The sequence below is a fragment of the Aquabacterium soli genome (genome assembly GCF_003933735.1).
GTDB classification, from domain to species: domain Bacteria; phylum Pseudomonadota; class Gammaproteobacteria; order Burkholderiales; family Burkholderiaceae_C; genus Aquabacterium; species Aquabacterium soli.
This window is the reverse complement of record NZ_RSED01000006.1, coordinates 87,831-102,641: the sequence shown is the minus strand read 5'-3', so window position 1 is coordinate 102,641 and position 14,811 is coordinate 87,831. Positions and strand designations below refer to the sequence as shown.

Here is a 14,811-nt window from a genome sequence, read left to right as displayed (position 1 = left end):
ATCATGCGGGCCTTTGTCATGAGGGTGGGCCAAGCGGTGTTGCTGCTCAGCGCGCGCCGTTCGTGCCCGTGCCGGTGTCTGCACCGACGGCAGCACCTGGCGCCAGCGCGTCCACGAAAGGCGCAGGCCCGGAGTTGGCGGCCGACTCATCGAAGCGGCTGTCCAGCGCGAAGAACGAGTCCGACGCAAAGCCTGAATCCTGGAAACGCGAGGCCCGTTCGGCGCGCCGCTGGTGCAGCTTCTGAGCCAGCTCCGCCCTGGCGGCCACCAGCGGCGAGGCCGCAGCCGCCTTGGAGGCGGCCTGGCTGGCGGCCAGCGAGGACGACGCCGCCAGTGGGCCGCCCAGCGCCCACTGGGCCAGCAGCGCCGGCCGTGGCCAGTGGCCTGCCTGGCAGCGGATGTAGCGGATGCGGCAGGCCTCCAGCACGGCTTCCTTCAGGCGTTGCCCGCGTTCGGACGCATTGCGCTGCGGTGTGTCCAGATCGATCACGGAGATCACCGCGCCGTTGGGGGTGCAGATCGCGAAGGTGACGTTCAGGGCGTGCAGGCGCTCGAACCACCAGCGGGCCTGGTGCTCGTTGGCGCTTTGGCAGAACCGCAGCATGTTGAGCTTGGCCAGCACCACGTGCTGGGGCAGGGCGGCTTTCAGCTCACGAAAAAGCAGCCGCTCGTCCGTGCTGAACAAGGGCCGTGCGTTGAGTTTGAAATCACGTGGCCAACCCTTGAGTTGGCGCTGCCGCCGTGTCCGCCACGCAAGCCCGGCCGCAAAGCCGCAGGCAAGGGCCAGCAACGGAACCAGAAATTGCCAAAAGTCGCTGAACATCATTGCGCCCCGGTTGTGGTGCCGGTGGGCTGCGGCGGCCCGACCGGTGCTCTGATGGTAGAGCGGGCGCCAGTTTAATGGTATCCCCTCATGGGGGGAACCCAGGCGTCCGCCGGGGCGACTCTGCCGCGGAGCTGATGCAGCTTACAGCGAACCGCGCAAGGATGCGATCCATTGCTGGATGCGCAGCGCATTGCGCTTGATGCCGAACACCAGGTCGGCCGACACGGCCAGCAGCGAGCCTTCCAGGTGCGAGCCCAGGGTGTCCGGGGGCAGGCTCAGCCAGGCTTCCGCGTCGGCGCCTTCGGTCTGCAGCTGTGCGCCAGCCCGCAGCGCGATGCGCAGCATGGGGCGGTTCTCGGTCAGCGCGTGGATCACCAGGGCGCGGGCGCCGTGGTTGCGCGCATGCATGATCGCGTGCTCGAACAGGCGCTGGCCCAGTCCTCGGCCGCGGCCACTGGGCAACACCGACACGCCGAACTCCATCGCCGGGGTGCGCTTGCCTGCGGGACCGGCCCCGCCTGGCAGGGCGGCCAGGTGCGCCACGGCCACCAGACGCAGGCGGCGGTCGAACACGCCGAACACCTCGTCGCGCTTGAAGTCGATGGACGCGGTGTAGCGGCTGAGCTGTTCCAGCGGCGCTGGGCTGCCAAAGCGCAGGTAGCGGTCGTGCTCATCCAACTGCACCAGGTGGTCCAGGATGCGGCGGCGGTGGCGGGCCTTGAGGGTGCGGATGGGCACCCAGCGGGGAATGGGGCGGCGCTTCGGCGCATCGCCTCGTTCGGCCTTGCCGGGAATGGATTGCATGCCGAACCGTTCCAGCTCGGACATCGGTTTGACAGTGACGACCATGACCTATCCTTGAAAACCTAGGGTAAACACCAGGGTGTGCACAGGTTAACGACTTATGGTTCCGGCTGCAAGGGCAAAAGGCACGAAGCGAGGGGCCTTGCGATGTGGATCAAAGATTTGCGGTCGGCAGGCATTTCGATGTATATTCGCAGATTCCCGTCCTGGCTGCCGGGATGCAAAACTTTGGCTTGGCGAATTCAGCACTGACTTGGTGACTGCACAGCCTTGCCGCCTTCGCCTGTCGCGAGGCCACCAATTCCCAAGAAGTGGTACCAAGACAGGCAGTCAGCCGGATCATCCCTTTCACAAGGAAACTCTCATGAAGACCTTCAGCGCCAAACCGGCCGAAGTTATCCACGAGTGGTTTGTGATCGATGCCACCGATAAGGTGCTCGGACGAGTGGCCAGTGAAGTCGCTCTCCGCCTGCGTGGCAAGCACAAGCCCATCTACACCCCCCACGTCGACACCGGTGATTTCATCATCATCGTCAATGCCGACAAGATCCGTGTGACCGGCACGAAGGCCACGGACAAGGTGTACTACCGTCACTCGGGCTTCCCTGGCGGCATCTACGCCACGAAGTTCAAGGACATGCAAGCCAAGCACCCTGGCCGCGCCATCGAGAAGGCTGTCAAGGGCATGCTGCCCAAGGGCCCGCTGGGTTACGCCATGATCAAGAAGCTGAAGGTCTACGGCGGTGGCGAGCACCCCCACACCGCTCAGCAACCCAAGCCGCTGGAAATCTAAGGAGCGACCATGCCTATTGGTAACTGGAACTACGGCACGGGTCGTCGCAAGTCGTCCGTCGCTCGCGTCTTCATCAAGAAGGGCACCGGCCAGATCCTGGTCAACGGTCGCCCGGTCGAGCAGTACTTCGGTCGTCAGACCTCGATCATGGTCGTCAAGCAGCCCCTGGTGCTGACGAACAACGCCGAGGCCTTCGACATCAAGGTGAACGTCCACGGTGGCGGCGAATCCGGCCAGGCCGGCGCTGTGCGCCACGGCGTGACCCGCGCCCTGATCGATTTCGACGCAGCGCTCAAGCCCGAGCTGAGCCGCGCCGGCTTCGTGACCCGCGACGCCCGCGAAGTCGAACGTAAGAAGGTCGGTCTGCACGGCGCTCGTCGCCGGAAGCAGTTCAGCAAGCGCTGATCGCCAGCCTCCTTCATCAAAAAACCCGCCCTGGCAACCGAGGCGGGTTTTTTGTTGGCCTTTCAAGAAGGGTTCAGAACGAGCGGTTGTACCGCACGCCGATCGCCATCTGGCTGGTGGCCTTTGCGTCATGGTCGGGGTTCTGGCGCAGGGCGGCAGCCGCTGTGACCGTGCTGTCGCTGGATAGGCGAGCCGTGTAGCGGGTTTCGGCGGTCCACTCGCGGGACTGCGGCGTGAGCCGGGCCAGGTGGCTGCCCGCGGTCGACGGGTCTCGCGCCACGTAGCTCAGGGTGCCCGAGCGGGCGCTGAGCGGTGCGTGCAGCGTGACACTGAGCCGATCGCCGGCCAGCCAGGTGTCGGTCTTGGCCACGCCCATCCCATAGCTGTCGGCCATCACATGACCAGGCAAGCCCGCTCCGAGTTGTGCAGCGGTGCGGGCGCTGGAATAGGCTGCAGCCAGCAGCCATTCCTGGTCCAGGGCCCAGGCGGCGCTGAGCGTCAGGCCGGTGGTGGCTGTGGTCGGGGTCAGGCCTGGGGTGCCGACCGGCGAAAGCTGGGCGTGCGCTGTGCCTTGCTCCCTCATTGAAGCCAGTGACAGGCTGACAGCATGGCGGCGCCCCTGGTGCGTGAGTTCCAGCAGGCTGACATCCGCGCAGGTGGGATCGCAACCCTTGCTGCGCACGAAGGCCGCCCGCCCTGACCAGGCGCCCGCCAGAGGCGTGGAAATGCTGGCAAAGCGGTGCTCTGGCACCAGTGCCACCAAAGGGTTGGCCACGATGGTTTCGACACCGGCCAGCCGTGGGGCCAGGTTCGAGGCGGCCAGGCCCAGGCTGCGCGAGGCCAGGCCGCCTTTGCCGGCGGCCAGGGTGGTGCCTGAGCTCAACTGCAGTTGCAGCATCGATGCCGAAGCCAATTGGGCCGCCACCGAGCTGGTGTCCGACAGGTGCGGCGTGGCGCCCAGGCGCTTGACAGGTGATGGATCCGTGCGCCTGGTCTTTGTGCGGCTGACGCTCATGCCGCCGGGCAGCACGGTGTCGGTGGTCTCCAGGCTTCGGTCGCTGCGGCCAAGCACCTGGTCCAGGCTCATCGGAGCGCTGGGTTCCCGGAATATGCCGCGAGAATCGCCTGCGGTGGGCACGTTCAGCCACGCAGCGGGCGTGCTCACACGGGACAGCAGGCCGCCCATGGGCGTGGCCCTGGTAGATGCCAGGTCGGAGGCACCGAGCGGCGCCGAGCGGCGTGATGAAGATGTCCGCTTCAGGCGAAGCGTTCCGTCGGGTGAGGGCTGGCCCATGCTGGAGATCGATGGCGCCGGGGCATCGGCACGGCGGGCTGCCATGTCCATGGACGTCTGCGCGGCGGCGCTGCCGCAAAGCAGGGCCAGCAAGGTGGCGCGGGGCAGGGCAGGGCTGAAGGCGACAGTCATGGCGGAGATCGATCACCCTGGGCGGAGAATCAGGGATGCCAGGGTTGTCGGTGCCTGTGTTCGGTCCTGAAATGCCAGCCCGTGATGAATGTCGCGAACGGCAGGGGCATCGGGTAACGGAGTGCAACCTCTCGCCAAGTCCCTACAATCGCGTGTTCCGGACGGTGCGGCACCCGCCGGAGAGGTCTTCAACGCCGCGGTCAACTTCAAGGACTGGTCATGATCAATGTAGGCATCGTGGGTGGCACTGGCTACACCGGCGTGGAACTGCTGCGTTTGCTGTCGCAGCACCCGCAGGTGCGCCTGAAGGCCATCACCTCCCGCAAGGAGGCTGGCCTGCCTGTGGCTGACATGTACCCCAGCCTGCGTGGCCATGTGGACCTGGCTTTCGTCACGCCCGACGATGCCGGCTTGGCCCAATGCGATGTGGTGTTCTTCGCCACCCCGCACGGCGTGGCCATGGCCCAGGCGCGCGAACTGCTGGCCGCTGGCGTCAAGGTGATCGACCTGGCGGCCGATTTCCGTCTGAAGGATGTGGTCGAGTTCGAACGCTGGTACGGCATGCCGCACAGCTGTCCCGATCTGCTGGCCGAGGCCGTCTATGGCCTGCCCGAGCTGAACCGCGAGGCCATCAAGGCCGCCCGCCTCATCGGCAACCCGGGTTGCTACCCCACCTCGGTGCAACTGGGCTACGCGCCGTTGCTCAAGGCCGGCCTGATCGAGCCCACGGGCCTGATCGCCAATTGCGCCTCGGGTGTGTCGGGTGCGGGCCGCAAGGCCGAGGTGCACACGCTGATGGCCGAGGCCAGCGACAACTTCAAGGCCTATGGCGTGAAGGGCCATCGCCACGGCCCTGAGATCAACCAGCAGTTGCGCACCATCGCAGGCGATGAACAGGTGCATGCCCTGTTCGTGCCGCATTTGCTGCCGCTGATCCGCGGCATCCATTCCACCTTGTACGCGCGCCTCAACAGCGCCGGTCAGGCGGCCGATCTGCAGGCCACCTTCGAGGCTTTCTACCAAGGCGAGCGTTTCGTGGACGTGCTGCCTGCCGGCAGCGCCCCCGAAACGCGCAGCGTGCGGGCCAGTAACACCGTGCGCATTGCCGTGCACAAGCCCCTGCCCGACACCGTGATGGTGCTGGTGGTGGAAGACAACCTCACCAAGGGCGCCTCGGGTCAGGCGGTGCAATGCATGAACCTGATGTGCGGCCTGGAAGAGCACCTCGGCCTGACCCAGGTGCCGGTGCTGCCCTGATGCGCTGGCGCCTGCTTCGACGACGCCTGTCGATCAGCGCGCCGCGCATGACGGTGCGCAGCCACATGGCGTGGCCGCTGCGGTGGGCCGTGGTCGCCATTTCGCTGGGGTTTTCCGGGGCGCTGGCGCTGTGGGCCTTCGAGTTCGGCAAGGGCATCGCCGGGCTGGGCCCGAACAGCCGCGGCTCAGCCGAGGCCCTGGCCGAAGTGCAGCAGCAGTTGGCGGCCGTGCGCCTGGACCGCGAACGCGCCCAGTCCATCGCCAACACCGCCGACAGTCTGCTCAAGGCCGAGCGCGCCACGCAGGCCCGCCTGGCCGAAGAGGTCAAGGCCCTGGAGATGGAGAACCTGGCGCTCAAGGATGACCTGGGCTTTTTTGAGCGTTTGCTGCCCGCCTCTGGCGATGGCTTGACGGTGAGGGGGCTGCAGGCCGACATGCCGGCAGCCGGCCAGTTGCGTTTCCAGTTGCTGGTGATGCAGCAGGGTGGCCGCGCCCTGCCGGATTTCAAGGGGCGCTACGAGGTGCTGCTCAGCGGCACCCAGGATGGCGGCAAGGCCTGGGCCATGCCGGCGCCCGCCGTGACCAAGCCATTGCAGTTCAAGCAGTACCAGCGCATCGATGGCCTGGCCGAATACCCCGCCAATGCTGTGGTCAAGCAGGTGCAGGTGCGTGTGCTGGACGACACCGGCCAGTTGCGCGCCACCCAGACCACCAAGCTGTGACGGCATGGTCTTGTGTGAATTCGTGCCATGTTTGACGCATTTCGGATACCCGCCGCGTCGGGCATTGACGTGATGGGCGTTTGGTGTAAACCTTGCGCCCTTTCCACACGTTGTCCCTTCCCTGGAGCGCACAACCATGTTCGGTAAGAAAACCCCTGCCATCCGCACCCTGATCGGCGAGGGCACGGTGATCAATGGCGAGATCAAGTTCGCCGACGGCCTGCGCATCGACGGCGAAGTCGTGGGCAACATCACCGCTGTCGGTGACAAACGCACCATGCTGGTGATCAGCGAGAAGGCCAAGGTCAGTGGCCGTGTGCGCGCTGGCCACGTCATCATCAATGGCCTTGTCACCGGCCCGGTTGAATCCGAAGACCTGTTGGAACTGCAGCCCAAAGCCCGTATCGTGGGTGATGTGCGCTATGAAGCCCTTGAAATGCACCAAGGTGCCACCATTGATGGAGAATTGCATCCATTGAAGTCCGAGGACAAGCCCTCGCTCAAGCTGGCATCCAACAACAGCTGACCTTTTTTCCGCTTCCCTGCACGATTTCCCCGGAGTAACTGACATGAGCACCGCAGCCGCTGAACTGGCCCCCACCGCCGAGGCGACGGACATCCCAGGCGCCCCCATTCTGTTCACAGACAGCGCCGCCTCCAAGGTGGCCGAACTGGTGGCCGAAGAGGGCAACCCTGACCTGAAGCTGCGCGTGTTCGTGCAGGGTGGCGGCTGCTCCGGCTTCCAGTACGGCTTCACCTTCGACGAAATCGTCAACGAAGACGACACGCCGATGACCAAGAATGGCGTGACCCTGCTGATCGACGCCATGAGCCTGCAGTACCTGATGGGTGCCGAGATCGATTACAAGGACGATCTGGAAGGCGCGCAGTTTGTGATCCGCAATCCGAACGCCACCACCACGTGCGGGTGCGGCTCCAGTTTTTCTGTCTGAACGAGCGCCTCTTCCGGGCTCCCCTGCCTGGAAAGCGCTGACGAATCCCGGCCTTGAGCCGGGTTTTTCATGCGCGGATGACGCAGGCGTGATGCGCCACCATGCCTGGTTCAGGCTGGGTAGATGGCGCCCAGCACGCGGGGACCGGCTGAGCCCGTCACGGCGGGATCATTGCCGGGCCGCCGGTTGATTGAGGCCCAGGCCAGCCAGGCAAACGCGGCAGCTTCTACCTGATGCGGGGGCAGGCCTCGGGCGTCGGAGCGGATCACCGTGATGCCGGGCAGCAGGGCCTGCAGGCGGCGCATCAGGTGCCCATTGAACGCTCCGCCACCACAGACGATCAGCTCGCTGGCCTGCGCTGCATGCTGGCGGATGGCATCGGCGCTGCTGCGGGCCGTCAGCTCGCACAAGGTAGCCTGGACATCGGCATGCGCGCCATGCTGCGCCTGGCAGCGTTGCAGCCACGCGTTCAGCCACTCGGCATGGAACAGATCTCGTCCCGTGCTCTTGGGGGGCGGGAGAGAGAAGTACGGTTCTGCCAGTGCCTCGGCCAGCCAGTCTTCGCGCACCTGCCCCGTGGCGGCCCAGTGGCCGTCCTCATCGTAGGCATGGCCCGTATGGCGTTGGCACCAGAGGTCCATCAGCACATTGGCGGGGCCGCAGTCAAAGCCCTTGGGGTGGCGGCCCGGCGTGAGTACGCTCACATTGGCGATGCCACCCAGGTTCAGGGCGGCCACGGTGCGGTCCGGTTGTGAAAACACGGCCTGGTGGAAGACGGGCACCAGCGGCGCCCCCTGGCCGCCTGCCGCCACATCGCGGCTGCGCAGATCGGCCACCACGTCCACCTGGGTCAGTTCGGCCAGCAGGGCGGGGGCGAGCAATTGCAGCGTGTAGCCCAGCTCCGGCCGGTGCCGCACGGTCTGGCCATGGGCGCCCAGGGCCTGGATTTTCAGGGCAGGGCAGGCCTTCAGCAGGTCTTGCACCACCTGGGCGTAGACGCGTGAGACAGTCTGCGATGCCAAGGCTGCGCGGTGCAGTTCATCGGGGCCGCTCTGGTTGAGGGCCAGGAGTTCGCTGCGCAGCGCGTCATCAAAGGGGGCGTGGGCGTGCGCCCGCACGCCCAGCCACTGGCCATCCGCATCCAGCTCGGCGATGACCCCATCGACCCCGTCCAGCGAGGTGCCGGACATCAAGCCCACGAAGGCTTGCGCGGCCACGATGGGCTTACTCGAAGCGGGGGCCGGTGCTGGCGCCTGCTGTCTGCATCTGGCCAGCCATGTCCAGGCGCTGGGCCACGGTCTGGGCCTTGTGGCGATACTGTGCCAGTGCATTCGGCGACAGCTGCACGCTCTCGGAGGCGCGGGCGATGATCATCGGATCCTTGTGCTCGCCGCGAACCTTGAATTCGAAGTGCAGGTGCGGGCCGGTGGCCCAGCCGGTGGAGCCGACGGCGCCCAGCTTGTCACCCTGGTCCACGCGCTGGCCCTTGCGCACGTCGATGCGGCTCATGTGGGCGTACACGGTGGTGCGGTCACCGGAGTGCTGCACCTGGACTACATTGCCATAGCCGTTCTGCCAGCCGGCGAAACTGACGACGCCATCGCCCACCGAACGGATCTGCGTGCCGGTTGGGGCGCCGTAGTCCACGCCCAGGTGCGCCTTCCAGCGCTTCTGGATCGGGTGAAAGCGCATTGCGAAGCCGGAGGTCACGCGGGAGAAGGCCAGCGGCGAGGCCAGGAAGGACTTGGTCTTGCTGCGGCCAGTGAGGTCGTAATAGGCGCCCTTGCGGCCAGCTTCTTCGTACCAGACGGCATCGTGCACGTTGCCTTTGTTGATGAAGCGGGCGGCCAGCACGCGGCCGGCCGAACTGCCCCAGGTGATGGGCTCGCCATCGGCGGTGTGGGCTTCGTAGACCACGCTGAAGGCATCGCCCTTGCGCAGTTCGCGGCGGAAATCGATGTCGGTGCCGAAGATTTCGGCCACCTGGTTGGTGATCGCGTCTGGGATCCGGGCATCGTCGGCCGCGGCAAACAGCGAGGAACTGATCGTGCCGGAGGCGACCTGCTCACGCACCTGCAGTGGCAACTGCTCGGTGCGGGCGCTCAGGCCTTCGGCCGAACGCTGCACGCTCAGGCGCGTGAAATGCGAATCGACCTGGGCCGAATCCTCGGCCGGGCCGCGGGAGACGAGCTCGACCAGGCGGCCGTTCTCGGTCATCACCTTGATCATCTTGCCGGCGCGACCGCTCATCAGGCGCGAGGCCACGGCGTCGGTGCGCAGGAAGCGGGCGGCTTCGGCATCGTCCACACCCATGCGTTGCAGCAGGGTGTCGACCGTGTCGGAGGACCGGGTGATGTCGCTGCGGTACAGCGGCAGCATCTGGCTGTCCAGCGCCTCGAGCTGAGGGCCCAGTTGCGGCAGGGGCAGCGACTCGTTGATGGTGGTGATCGCCGGATGGGCCTGGTTGATCTCCAGGGCGGTCAGCGGGGCCACACCGAAGGCGGTGACGGCGGTGCCGGCCAGCAGGGCGGTGACGGCGGCGGTGACCCGGCGAGGGTGGCGTTGCGTGATCGTTTGAAGCGTTCGCAGTGGGGCCAGCCATCGGCCCAAATCCACAGATCCCAAAGTCTGTCCCCTAGAATCGCCCGTCGCTCAGACCAGCTGGAAGCCGGCTGGACGGCGAGGTACCCGTCAAAAGTGCCAAAGTATAGTGGTGTCGCACGGCGTCTTTTGCCGCAACAGCCGTCTTTACACGTGTAGTTTTCCCCAAGTGCCCCGAAGGGCCGTCGCCATGTCCCACGCTCATCAAGCTCCTTCCGAAATCCCGGCGCACCCGATCACCGACCGCGTGCGCGAAGCACTGGCCGTGACCCAGCGTGGCTGCGACGAACTGCTGCCCGAGGCCGAATGGCTCCGCAAGCTCGCGCGGTCGGAGGCCACCGGCCAGCCGCTGCGCATCAAGCTGGGCCTGGACCCCACCGCGCCGGACATCCACATCGGCCACACCGTGGTGCTCAACAAGATGCGGCAATTGCAGGATCTGGGCCATACCGTGATTTTCCTGATCGGCGACTTCACGTCGCTGATCGGCGACCCCTCCGGCCGCAACGCCACCCGCCCGCCCCTGACCGCCGAACAGGTCAAGGCCAATGCCGAGACGTATTACAAGCAGGCCAGCCTGGTGCTGGATCAGGCTCGAACCGAAATCCGCTACAACAGCGAGTGGTGCGACCCCCTGGGTGCTCGCGGGATGATCCAGTTGGCCTCTCGTTACACGGTGGCCAGGATGATGGAACGTGACGATTTCACGAAACGCTTCAAGGCGAATACACCGATCAGCGTTCATGAATTCTTGTACCCCCTGATGCAGGGGTATGACTCGGTGGCCCTGAAATCCGATCTGGAATTGGGCGGCACCGATCAGAAATTCAATTTGCTGATGGGACGGCATCTCCAAACCGAATATGAACAGGAGCCGCAGTGCATCCTGACCATGCCCTTGCTCGAGGGTTTGGACGGCGTCGAAAAGATGTCCAAATCCAAGAACAACTACGTGGGGATTTCGGAAGCACCCAACAGCATGTTCGGCAAGCTGATGAGCATCAGCGACGAGCTGATGTGGAAGTATTTCACCTTGCTCAGCTTTCAGCCCTTGTCGGCCATCGAGCAGCTCAAGACCGAGTGCGCCGGAGGGCGCAATCCCCGTGATGCCAAGGTGCAGCTGGCGCAGGAGATCGTGACCCGTTTCCATGGGGCATCCGCCGCGGAGAGCGCGCTGGCGGACTTCGTCAACCGGTCCAAGGGCGGGGTTCCTGACGAGGTTCCTGAGATCAGTCTGGTCTTGCCTGAAGGGGTTCAGACGCTGGCCATCGGCGCCTTGCTCAAGCAGACCAATCTCGTGGCTTCCACCAGTGAAGCCCTGCGCATGGTGGATCAAGGCGGAGTGCGCGTGGATGGCGCCACCGTGAGTGACAGGGGCCTGAAGCTGCCTGCCGGCACTTATGTTCTGCAGGTGGGGAAAAGAAAGTTCGTCCGGGTTTCTCTGGGGATTAAGTGATTACCCTATCGCATGAGTGAGGGGTTTCGGCCACTACGTAGTGTTTTCCTGAGGCGTAATGCGCGCCGTTTACACCTGTGAGCCGTTGTACGAAAGACCGCGCCGCCTTATCCTTTAGCCATATCAGATGAAGAGTCTGAGCTCGCCGGAGGAAGACGCGGATGCCACCGGATCGAGCAGGCAAATGTCCCAAAGGGCCGCTAGTAGTGGAGATAAACATGAACTTTGCATTGAAGAGCCTCGTTGCAGCCGCCGCTATCGCGTCCGTCGGCCTGGCCAGCGCTGCCACCACCCCCGTGGGCGGCTCGCTGACACTGAACGGCAACAATTACACGCTGACTGGCGGCACGGGCACCCTGTCGTTCTCGTCCAGCCTGATCACCGCCCTGAACGTGGGTAAGGTGGTTGTCACTGGCGTCGAGCCTGCCACCGTCACCGAAGTGCTGACTCCGAAGCCTCCCTTCGGCAGCACCCGCACCGGTGTGTCCGCCGCTGCTCCGATCACCTCTGTTACGACCACCGCTGCCGGTGCCGTGACCCTGGTGAACACCGCTGGCGGCGCCACCATGACGGCCAACGTGCTGGAAGGCGTGTCGCTGGGCGGTTCGCTGTCGGTGACGAACCTGGCTGTTGACCTGACCAACAAGAAGATCTTCGCATCCATCACGGGTGACTTCCGCGGTGTTGCCACCAACGAAGCTGCGCCTTACGGCAGCAGCGTCATCACGACGAAGAACGATTTCCACCTGTGGAACTTCGCCACCATCACTGGCCCGACCACGCTGAATGGCGCCGGCGCTTACACCAACGCCATCAGCGGCCTGACCATCACGCAAGATGGTTTCAAGCACTTCGTCAGCGCCCTGCGTCTGGTGGATCTGGGTGTGTCGACGCTGTCCAACGTGACCGACTACGGCACGATCAACTCGACGATCAACGTGGCAGCCGCTGCTGTGCCTGAGCCTTCGACCTACGCCCTGATGGGTCTGGGTCTGGCTGGTATCGCCCTGGCGGCTCGCCGCCGCGCCGCCAAGTAATCGGCGTTGGTCTTCGCCAAGGGCAGGGTTTCCCGCTCTTGGTCGCCAGCCGCCCTTGCTTCATGCTGGGCGGCTTTTTCATTGTTTGCGCAGAAATCAACTAGATAGGAAGAGACAGCATGAATCGTTCTGTGTGGCTTCGTACGGTCGCCACGGCGGCATTGCCTTTGACCATGGCGTTGTCTTGCGCGCCGCTTCATGCTGAAAAGCTTGACGACGATGCGTCCTTCTCCCTCAAGCTTTCCAAGGCTCTGCGTGAACGCACGTTCATGCGTGCCGGCGTGATCTACGTTGATGTGAAGACCAAGTCCGGGGATGCGTACGACGTCACGGGGCCGGTGATCAGAAGGGGCGATGTCGTCGCGGCTGCAGACAATGCCGAATTTGAAGAGGTCAGGGACCACCAGATCTTGGCGGGCAACACCCTGGATTCGCAGATGACCATCGCTGGCCTCAACGGCTTGGGTGCGCCGGCCGGCGTCAAGAACAAGGCTGGCAATGCCAGTACCGTGGCGCTGAGCATCGGGCACTATCTCACCGATGATTTCACCTGGATGATCGAAGCCTACGTGCTGGCAGTGCCTCCCAAGGTCAAAATTTATGGCGACGGTATCAATGGCACGGGGAAGCCCAATTACATCAATGGCAAGCACATTCTGGACACACGGTTGTTGCCGCCTGTGGTTGCATTAGGACGGTACTGGGGTGACAAGAATGCGAAGTTCCGCCCCTACACGGGCGTGATGGCGATGTACGCCATCTTCTTTGACACCAAGGCCACGTCAACGCTCAATGACTACCTTGGTGGCGTGTCACCCAACGACACCTCGGTGTCACTGAAGAACGCGTTCGGCATTGGCCCATCGCTTGGCTTCAAGTACCAGTTCAATGAAGACTGGCATGTCAGCCTGAACATTGGGTCGGTCAAGCTGAAGACCGAAGGCACGCTGACCACGCGCAACACCACATTCACGAGCTCGTCCCCGGCGCTGGGAGACTATCCTCAACCGATTCTCACAGCCATCAACTTCACCCGCAATCGATTCGATAACAGTCCTGACTATGGCCCCTACTACGCCGAACAGGGCGGTGCGGTCACGTTGTTCATGAGGCACGTGGCGCAGGATCGCGGTGGCAATCTGGGCACTTACGTTCGCAAGCAGGAAGCCACGCTGACCAACACGCTGATGATGTTCAGTGTTGGCCGCACGTTCTGACCTGTGTGTGCTGCCATGAGCTGAGTGGCTCATGCATTCAAAGGGCCGCCCAGTGCGGCTCTTTTCATTGGTGCACGGATCAGTGCGCGGCTGGCGTGGTGTGCAACCGCAACCGGCCCACACCCCACACGAGCACCACGGTGGTGGCCAGCGCCAACCACCCTGTACGCTCGTAGCCCACCACTGTGCCGGTGGGGGAACGCGAAATGAGCGCCCCTCCGACCCAGGCCGCCAAGCCCATGGCAGCGGATTGCAAGGCGCTGTTGACACTCATGAAGCCGCCCCGCAATGCGGGCGGCGGCGCTGCGGTGAGCAGCGCCATGCCAGGCACCATGCGCCCCGACACGAAGATGAAGAAGCTGGTCGTGACGAGCAGCAGCACCCACAGCGATTGGCTGGTGAGGTGGGTGAGGGCCAGCATGGGCAGCACGGCAATGATGGACAGGGCCCGGAAGGTCTGTGCCTTGCCCCAGCGGTCTGACAGCCGCCCCCACAGGCGTGCTGTAAAGAAGGTGGCCACCCCCCCCACCAGGTAGATCAGGGGCACCTGCTCCTGCTTCAGCCCGAGGTTGATGGTGGTGTAGATCGTGATGTAGGGGATGATGGAAAAGCTGCCCATCACCATCAAGGCTGACAGCGCGAACGCGCGCCAGTGATTGATGTCGCCAACCACGCCGCGCAAGCGTTCGATGGCGGTGCTGGTGCCTGAGGCATGAACATGGCCCGGCAGGCCTGGCACCGTGCGCCAGACGGCGATCCACACGGCCGCCGAAGCCACCGCGATCACGATGAAGGGCAGGTGCCAGCCCCACCGGCTGGCGATCCACAGCGAAGCCGGCACGCCGGCCACCGTGGACAGCGAGAAAGCGGACATGATGATGCCCATGGCCGCCCCTCGCCGTTCGAACGGGATGGCATCGCCCACGATGGTCTGGACCAGGGCGCCGAGCACCCCGCCGAAGACGCCAGCCGCGACACGGGCCAGCATCAGGTTGACGTAGGTGTCGGCCAGGCCGCAGGCCAGGGTGGCGACCGCAAAGCCGGCATAGAGCACCAGCAATGCCCGGAGCCGGTCAAAGCGGTCGATCACCAGCGAGGCCAGCAGACCGGAAGCCCCCGCGGCCAGCGAGTAGGCCGACACCAGCACGCCGAACTGCGCGTCGGTCAGCTGGAAGAGCCTGGTGAGTTGGGGGCCCAGCGGCATCATCACCATGAAGTCGACGATGTGCGTGAACTGGATGGCGGCCAGGCTCCACAGCAGCCAGCGTTCTTGTGGCGCAGTGAGCTGGGGAGCGTTGGGCATGTGCAGGGTCT

General features: G+C 64.7%; 15 protein-coding genes. 9 read left to right on the top strand and 6 right to left on the bottom strand.

The window, feature by feature from the left end:
• Positions 1 to 46 precede the first annotated feature (46 nt).
• Together EIP75_RS09130 and EIP75_RS09125 are read right to left on the bottom strand one after the other, a co-directional pair.
• Positions 47 to 685, bottom strand: a complete 639-nt coding sequence (locus tag EIP75_RS09130) for a DUF2726 domain-containing protein (RefSeq protein WP_158622790.1) — start codon at positions 683 to 685, stop codon at positions 47 to 49.
• Between the two features lie 282 nt (positions 686 to 967).
• Positions 968 to 1,675, bottom strand: a complete 708-nt coding sequence (locus EIP75_RS09125) for a GNAT family N-acetyltransferase (RefSeq protein ID WP_233584769.1) — start codon at positions 1,673 to 1,675, stop codon at positions 968 to 970.
• A gap of 319 nt (positions 1,676 to 1,994) precedes the next feature.
• Here EIP75_RS09125 and rplM point away from each other — a divergent pair, with 319 nt between their 5' ends.
• A complete protein-coding gene (gene rplM / locus EIP75_RS09120; RefSeq protein ID WP_125242953.1) occupies positions 1,995 to 2,423 on the top strand; it encodes a 50S ribosomal protein L13 in 429 nt (142 codons plus the stop codon).
• A 9-nt stretch (positions 2,424 to 2,432) separates the two neighbouring features.
• Positions 2,433 to 2,828 carry a 30S ribosomal protein S9 gene (gene rpsI, locus EIP75_RS09115; RefSeq protein WP_125242952.1) on the top strand — a complete coding sequence of 132 codons (396 nt, stop codon included), beginning with the start codon at positions 2,433 to 2,435 and terminating at the stop codon, positions 2,826 to 2,828.
• A gap of 73 nt (positions 2,829 to 2,901) precedes the next feature.
• Here the strand turns inward: rpsI and EIP75_RS09110 are convergent, their stop codons facing one another.
• Complete coding sequence (locus tag EIP75_RS09110; RefSeq protein ID WP_125242951.1) at positions 2,902 to 4,254, bottom strand: hypothetical protein; 1,353 nt, start codon at positions 4,252 to 4,254, stop codon at positions 2,902 to 2,904.
• 219 nt (positions 4,255 to 4,473) lie between these two features.
• On the opposite strand from EIP75_RS09110, the gene argC reads away from it, so the two are divergent.
• The 4 genes from argC (at position 4,474) to erpA (ending at position 7,186) form a co-directional block, all read left to right on the top strand.
• A complete protein-coding gene (gene argC / locus EIP75_RS09105) occupies positions 4,474 to 5,511 on the top strand; it encodes an N-acetyl-gamma-glutamyl-phosphate reductase (RefSeq protein ID WP_125242950.1) in 1,038 nt (345 codons plus the stop codon).
• On the top strand, positions 5,511 to 6,233 hold the full coding sequence (locus tag EIP75_RS09100) for a DUF6776 family protein (RefSeq protein WP_125242949.1): 723 nt from the start codon (positions 5,511 to 5,513) through the stop codon (positions 6,231 to 6,233). Before argC ends, EIP75_RS09100 begins: the two co-directional genes overlap by 1 nt.
• A 136-nt stretch (positions 6,234 to 6,369) precedes the next feature.
• A complete protein-coding gene (locus EIP75_RS09095) occupies positions 6,370 to 6,759 on the top strand; it encodes a bactofilin family protein (RefSeq protein WP_125242948.1) in 390 nt (129 codons plus the stop codon).
• Between the two features lie 43 nt (positions 6,760 to 6,802).
• Entirely contained in the window at positions 6,803 to 7,186 is a 384-nt protein-coding gene (gene erpA / locus EIP75_RS09090) for an iron-sulfur cluster insertion protein ErpA (protein ID WP_125242947.1), read from the top strand.
• A 110-nt stretch (positions 7,187 to 7,296) separates the two neighbouring features.
• Here the strand turns inward: erpA and EIP75_RS09085 are convergent, their stop codons facing one another.
• Both EIP75_RS09085 and EIP75_RS09080 read right to left on the bottom strand, forming a co-directional pair.
• Complete coding sequence (locus EIP75_RS09085) at positions 7,297 to 8,403, bottom strand: anhydro-N-acetylmuramic acid kinase (RefSeq protein ID WP_274379806.1); 1,107 nt, start codon at positions 8,401 to 8,403, stop codon at positions 7,297 to 7,299.
• A 7-nt stretch (positions 8,404 to 8,410) separates the two neighbouring features.
• Positions 8,411 to 9,802, bottom strand: coding sequence for a M23 family metallopeptidase (locus tag EIP75_RS09080; protein WP_125242945.1), 1,392 nt, complete (start codon positions 9,800 to 9,802; stop codon positions 8,411 to 8,413).
• Between the two features lie 175 nt (positions 9,803 to 9,977).
• On the opposite strand from EIP75_RS09080, the gene tyrS reads away from it, so the two are divergent.
• The 3 genes from tyrS (at position 9,978) to EIP75_RS09065 (ending at position 13,497) form a co-directional block, all read left to right on the top strand.
• On the top strand, positions 9,978 to 11,243 hold the full coding sequence (tyrS, locus tag EIP75_RS09075) for a tyrosine--tRNA ligase (protein WP_125243127.1): 1,266 nt from the start codon (positions 9,978 to 9,980) through the stop codon (positions 11,241 to 11,243).
• 218 nt (positions 11,244 to 11,461) lie between these two features.
• Positions 11,462 to 12,280 carry a PEP-CTERM sorting domain-containing protein gene (locus EIP75_RS09070; protein ID WP_158622789.1) on the top strand — a complete coding sequence of 273 codons (819 nt, stop codon included), beginning with the start codon at positions 11,462 to 11,464 and terminating at the stop codon, positions 12,278 to 12,280.
• Positions 12,281 to 12,399: 119 nt separating this feature from the next.
• Positions 12,400 to 13,497 (top strand): OmpW/AlkL family protein, encoded by a 1,098-nt coding sequence (locus tag EIP75_RS09065; RefSeq protein ID WP_125242943.1) that lies wholly within the window; start codon positions 12,400 to 12,402, stop codon positions 13,495 to 13,497.
• A 79-nt stretch (positions 13,498 to 13,576) separates the two neighbouring features.
• On the opposite strand, the gene EIP75_RS09060 is transcribed toward EIP75_RS09065, so the two are convergent.
• Positions 13,577 to 14,800, bottom strand: a complete 1,224-nt coding sequence (locus tag EIP75_RS09060) for an MFS transporter (RefSeq protein ID WP_125242942.1) — start codon at positions 14,798 to 14,800, stop codon at positions 13,577 to 13,579.
• Positions 14,801 to 14,811: the final 11 nt, after the last annotated feature.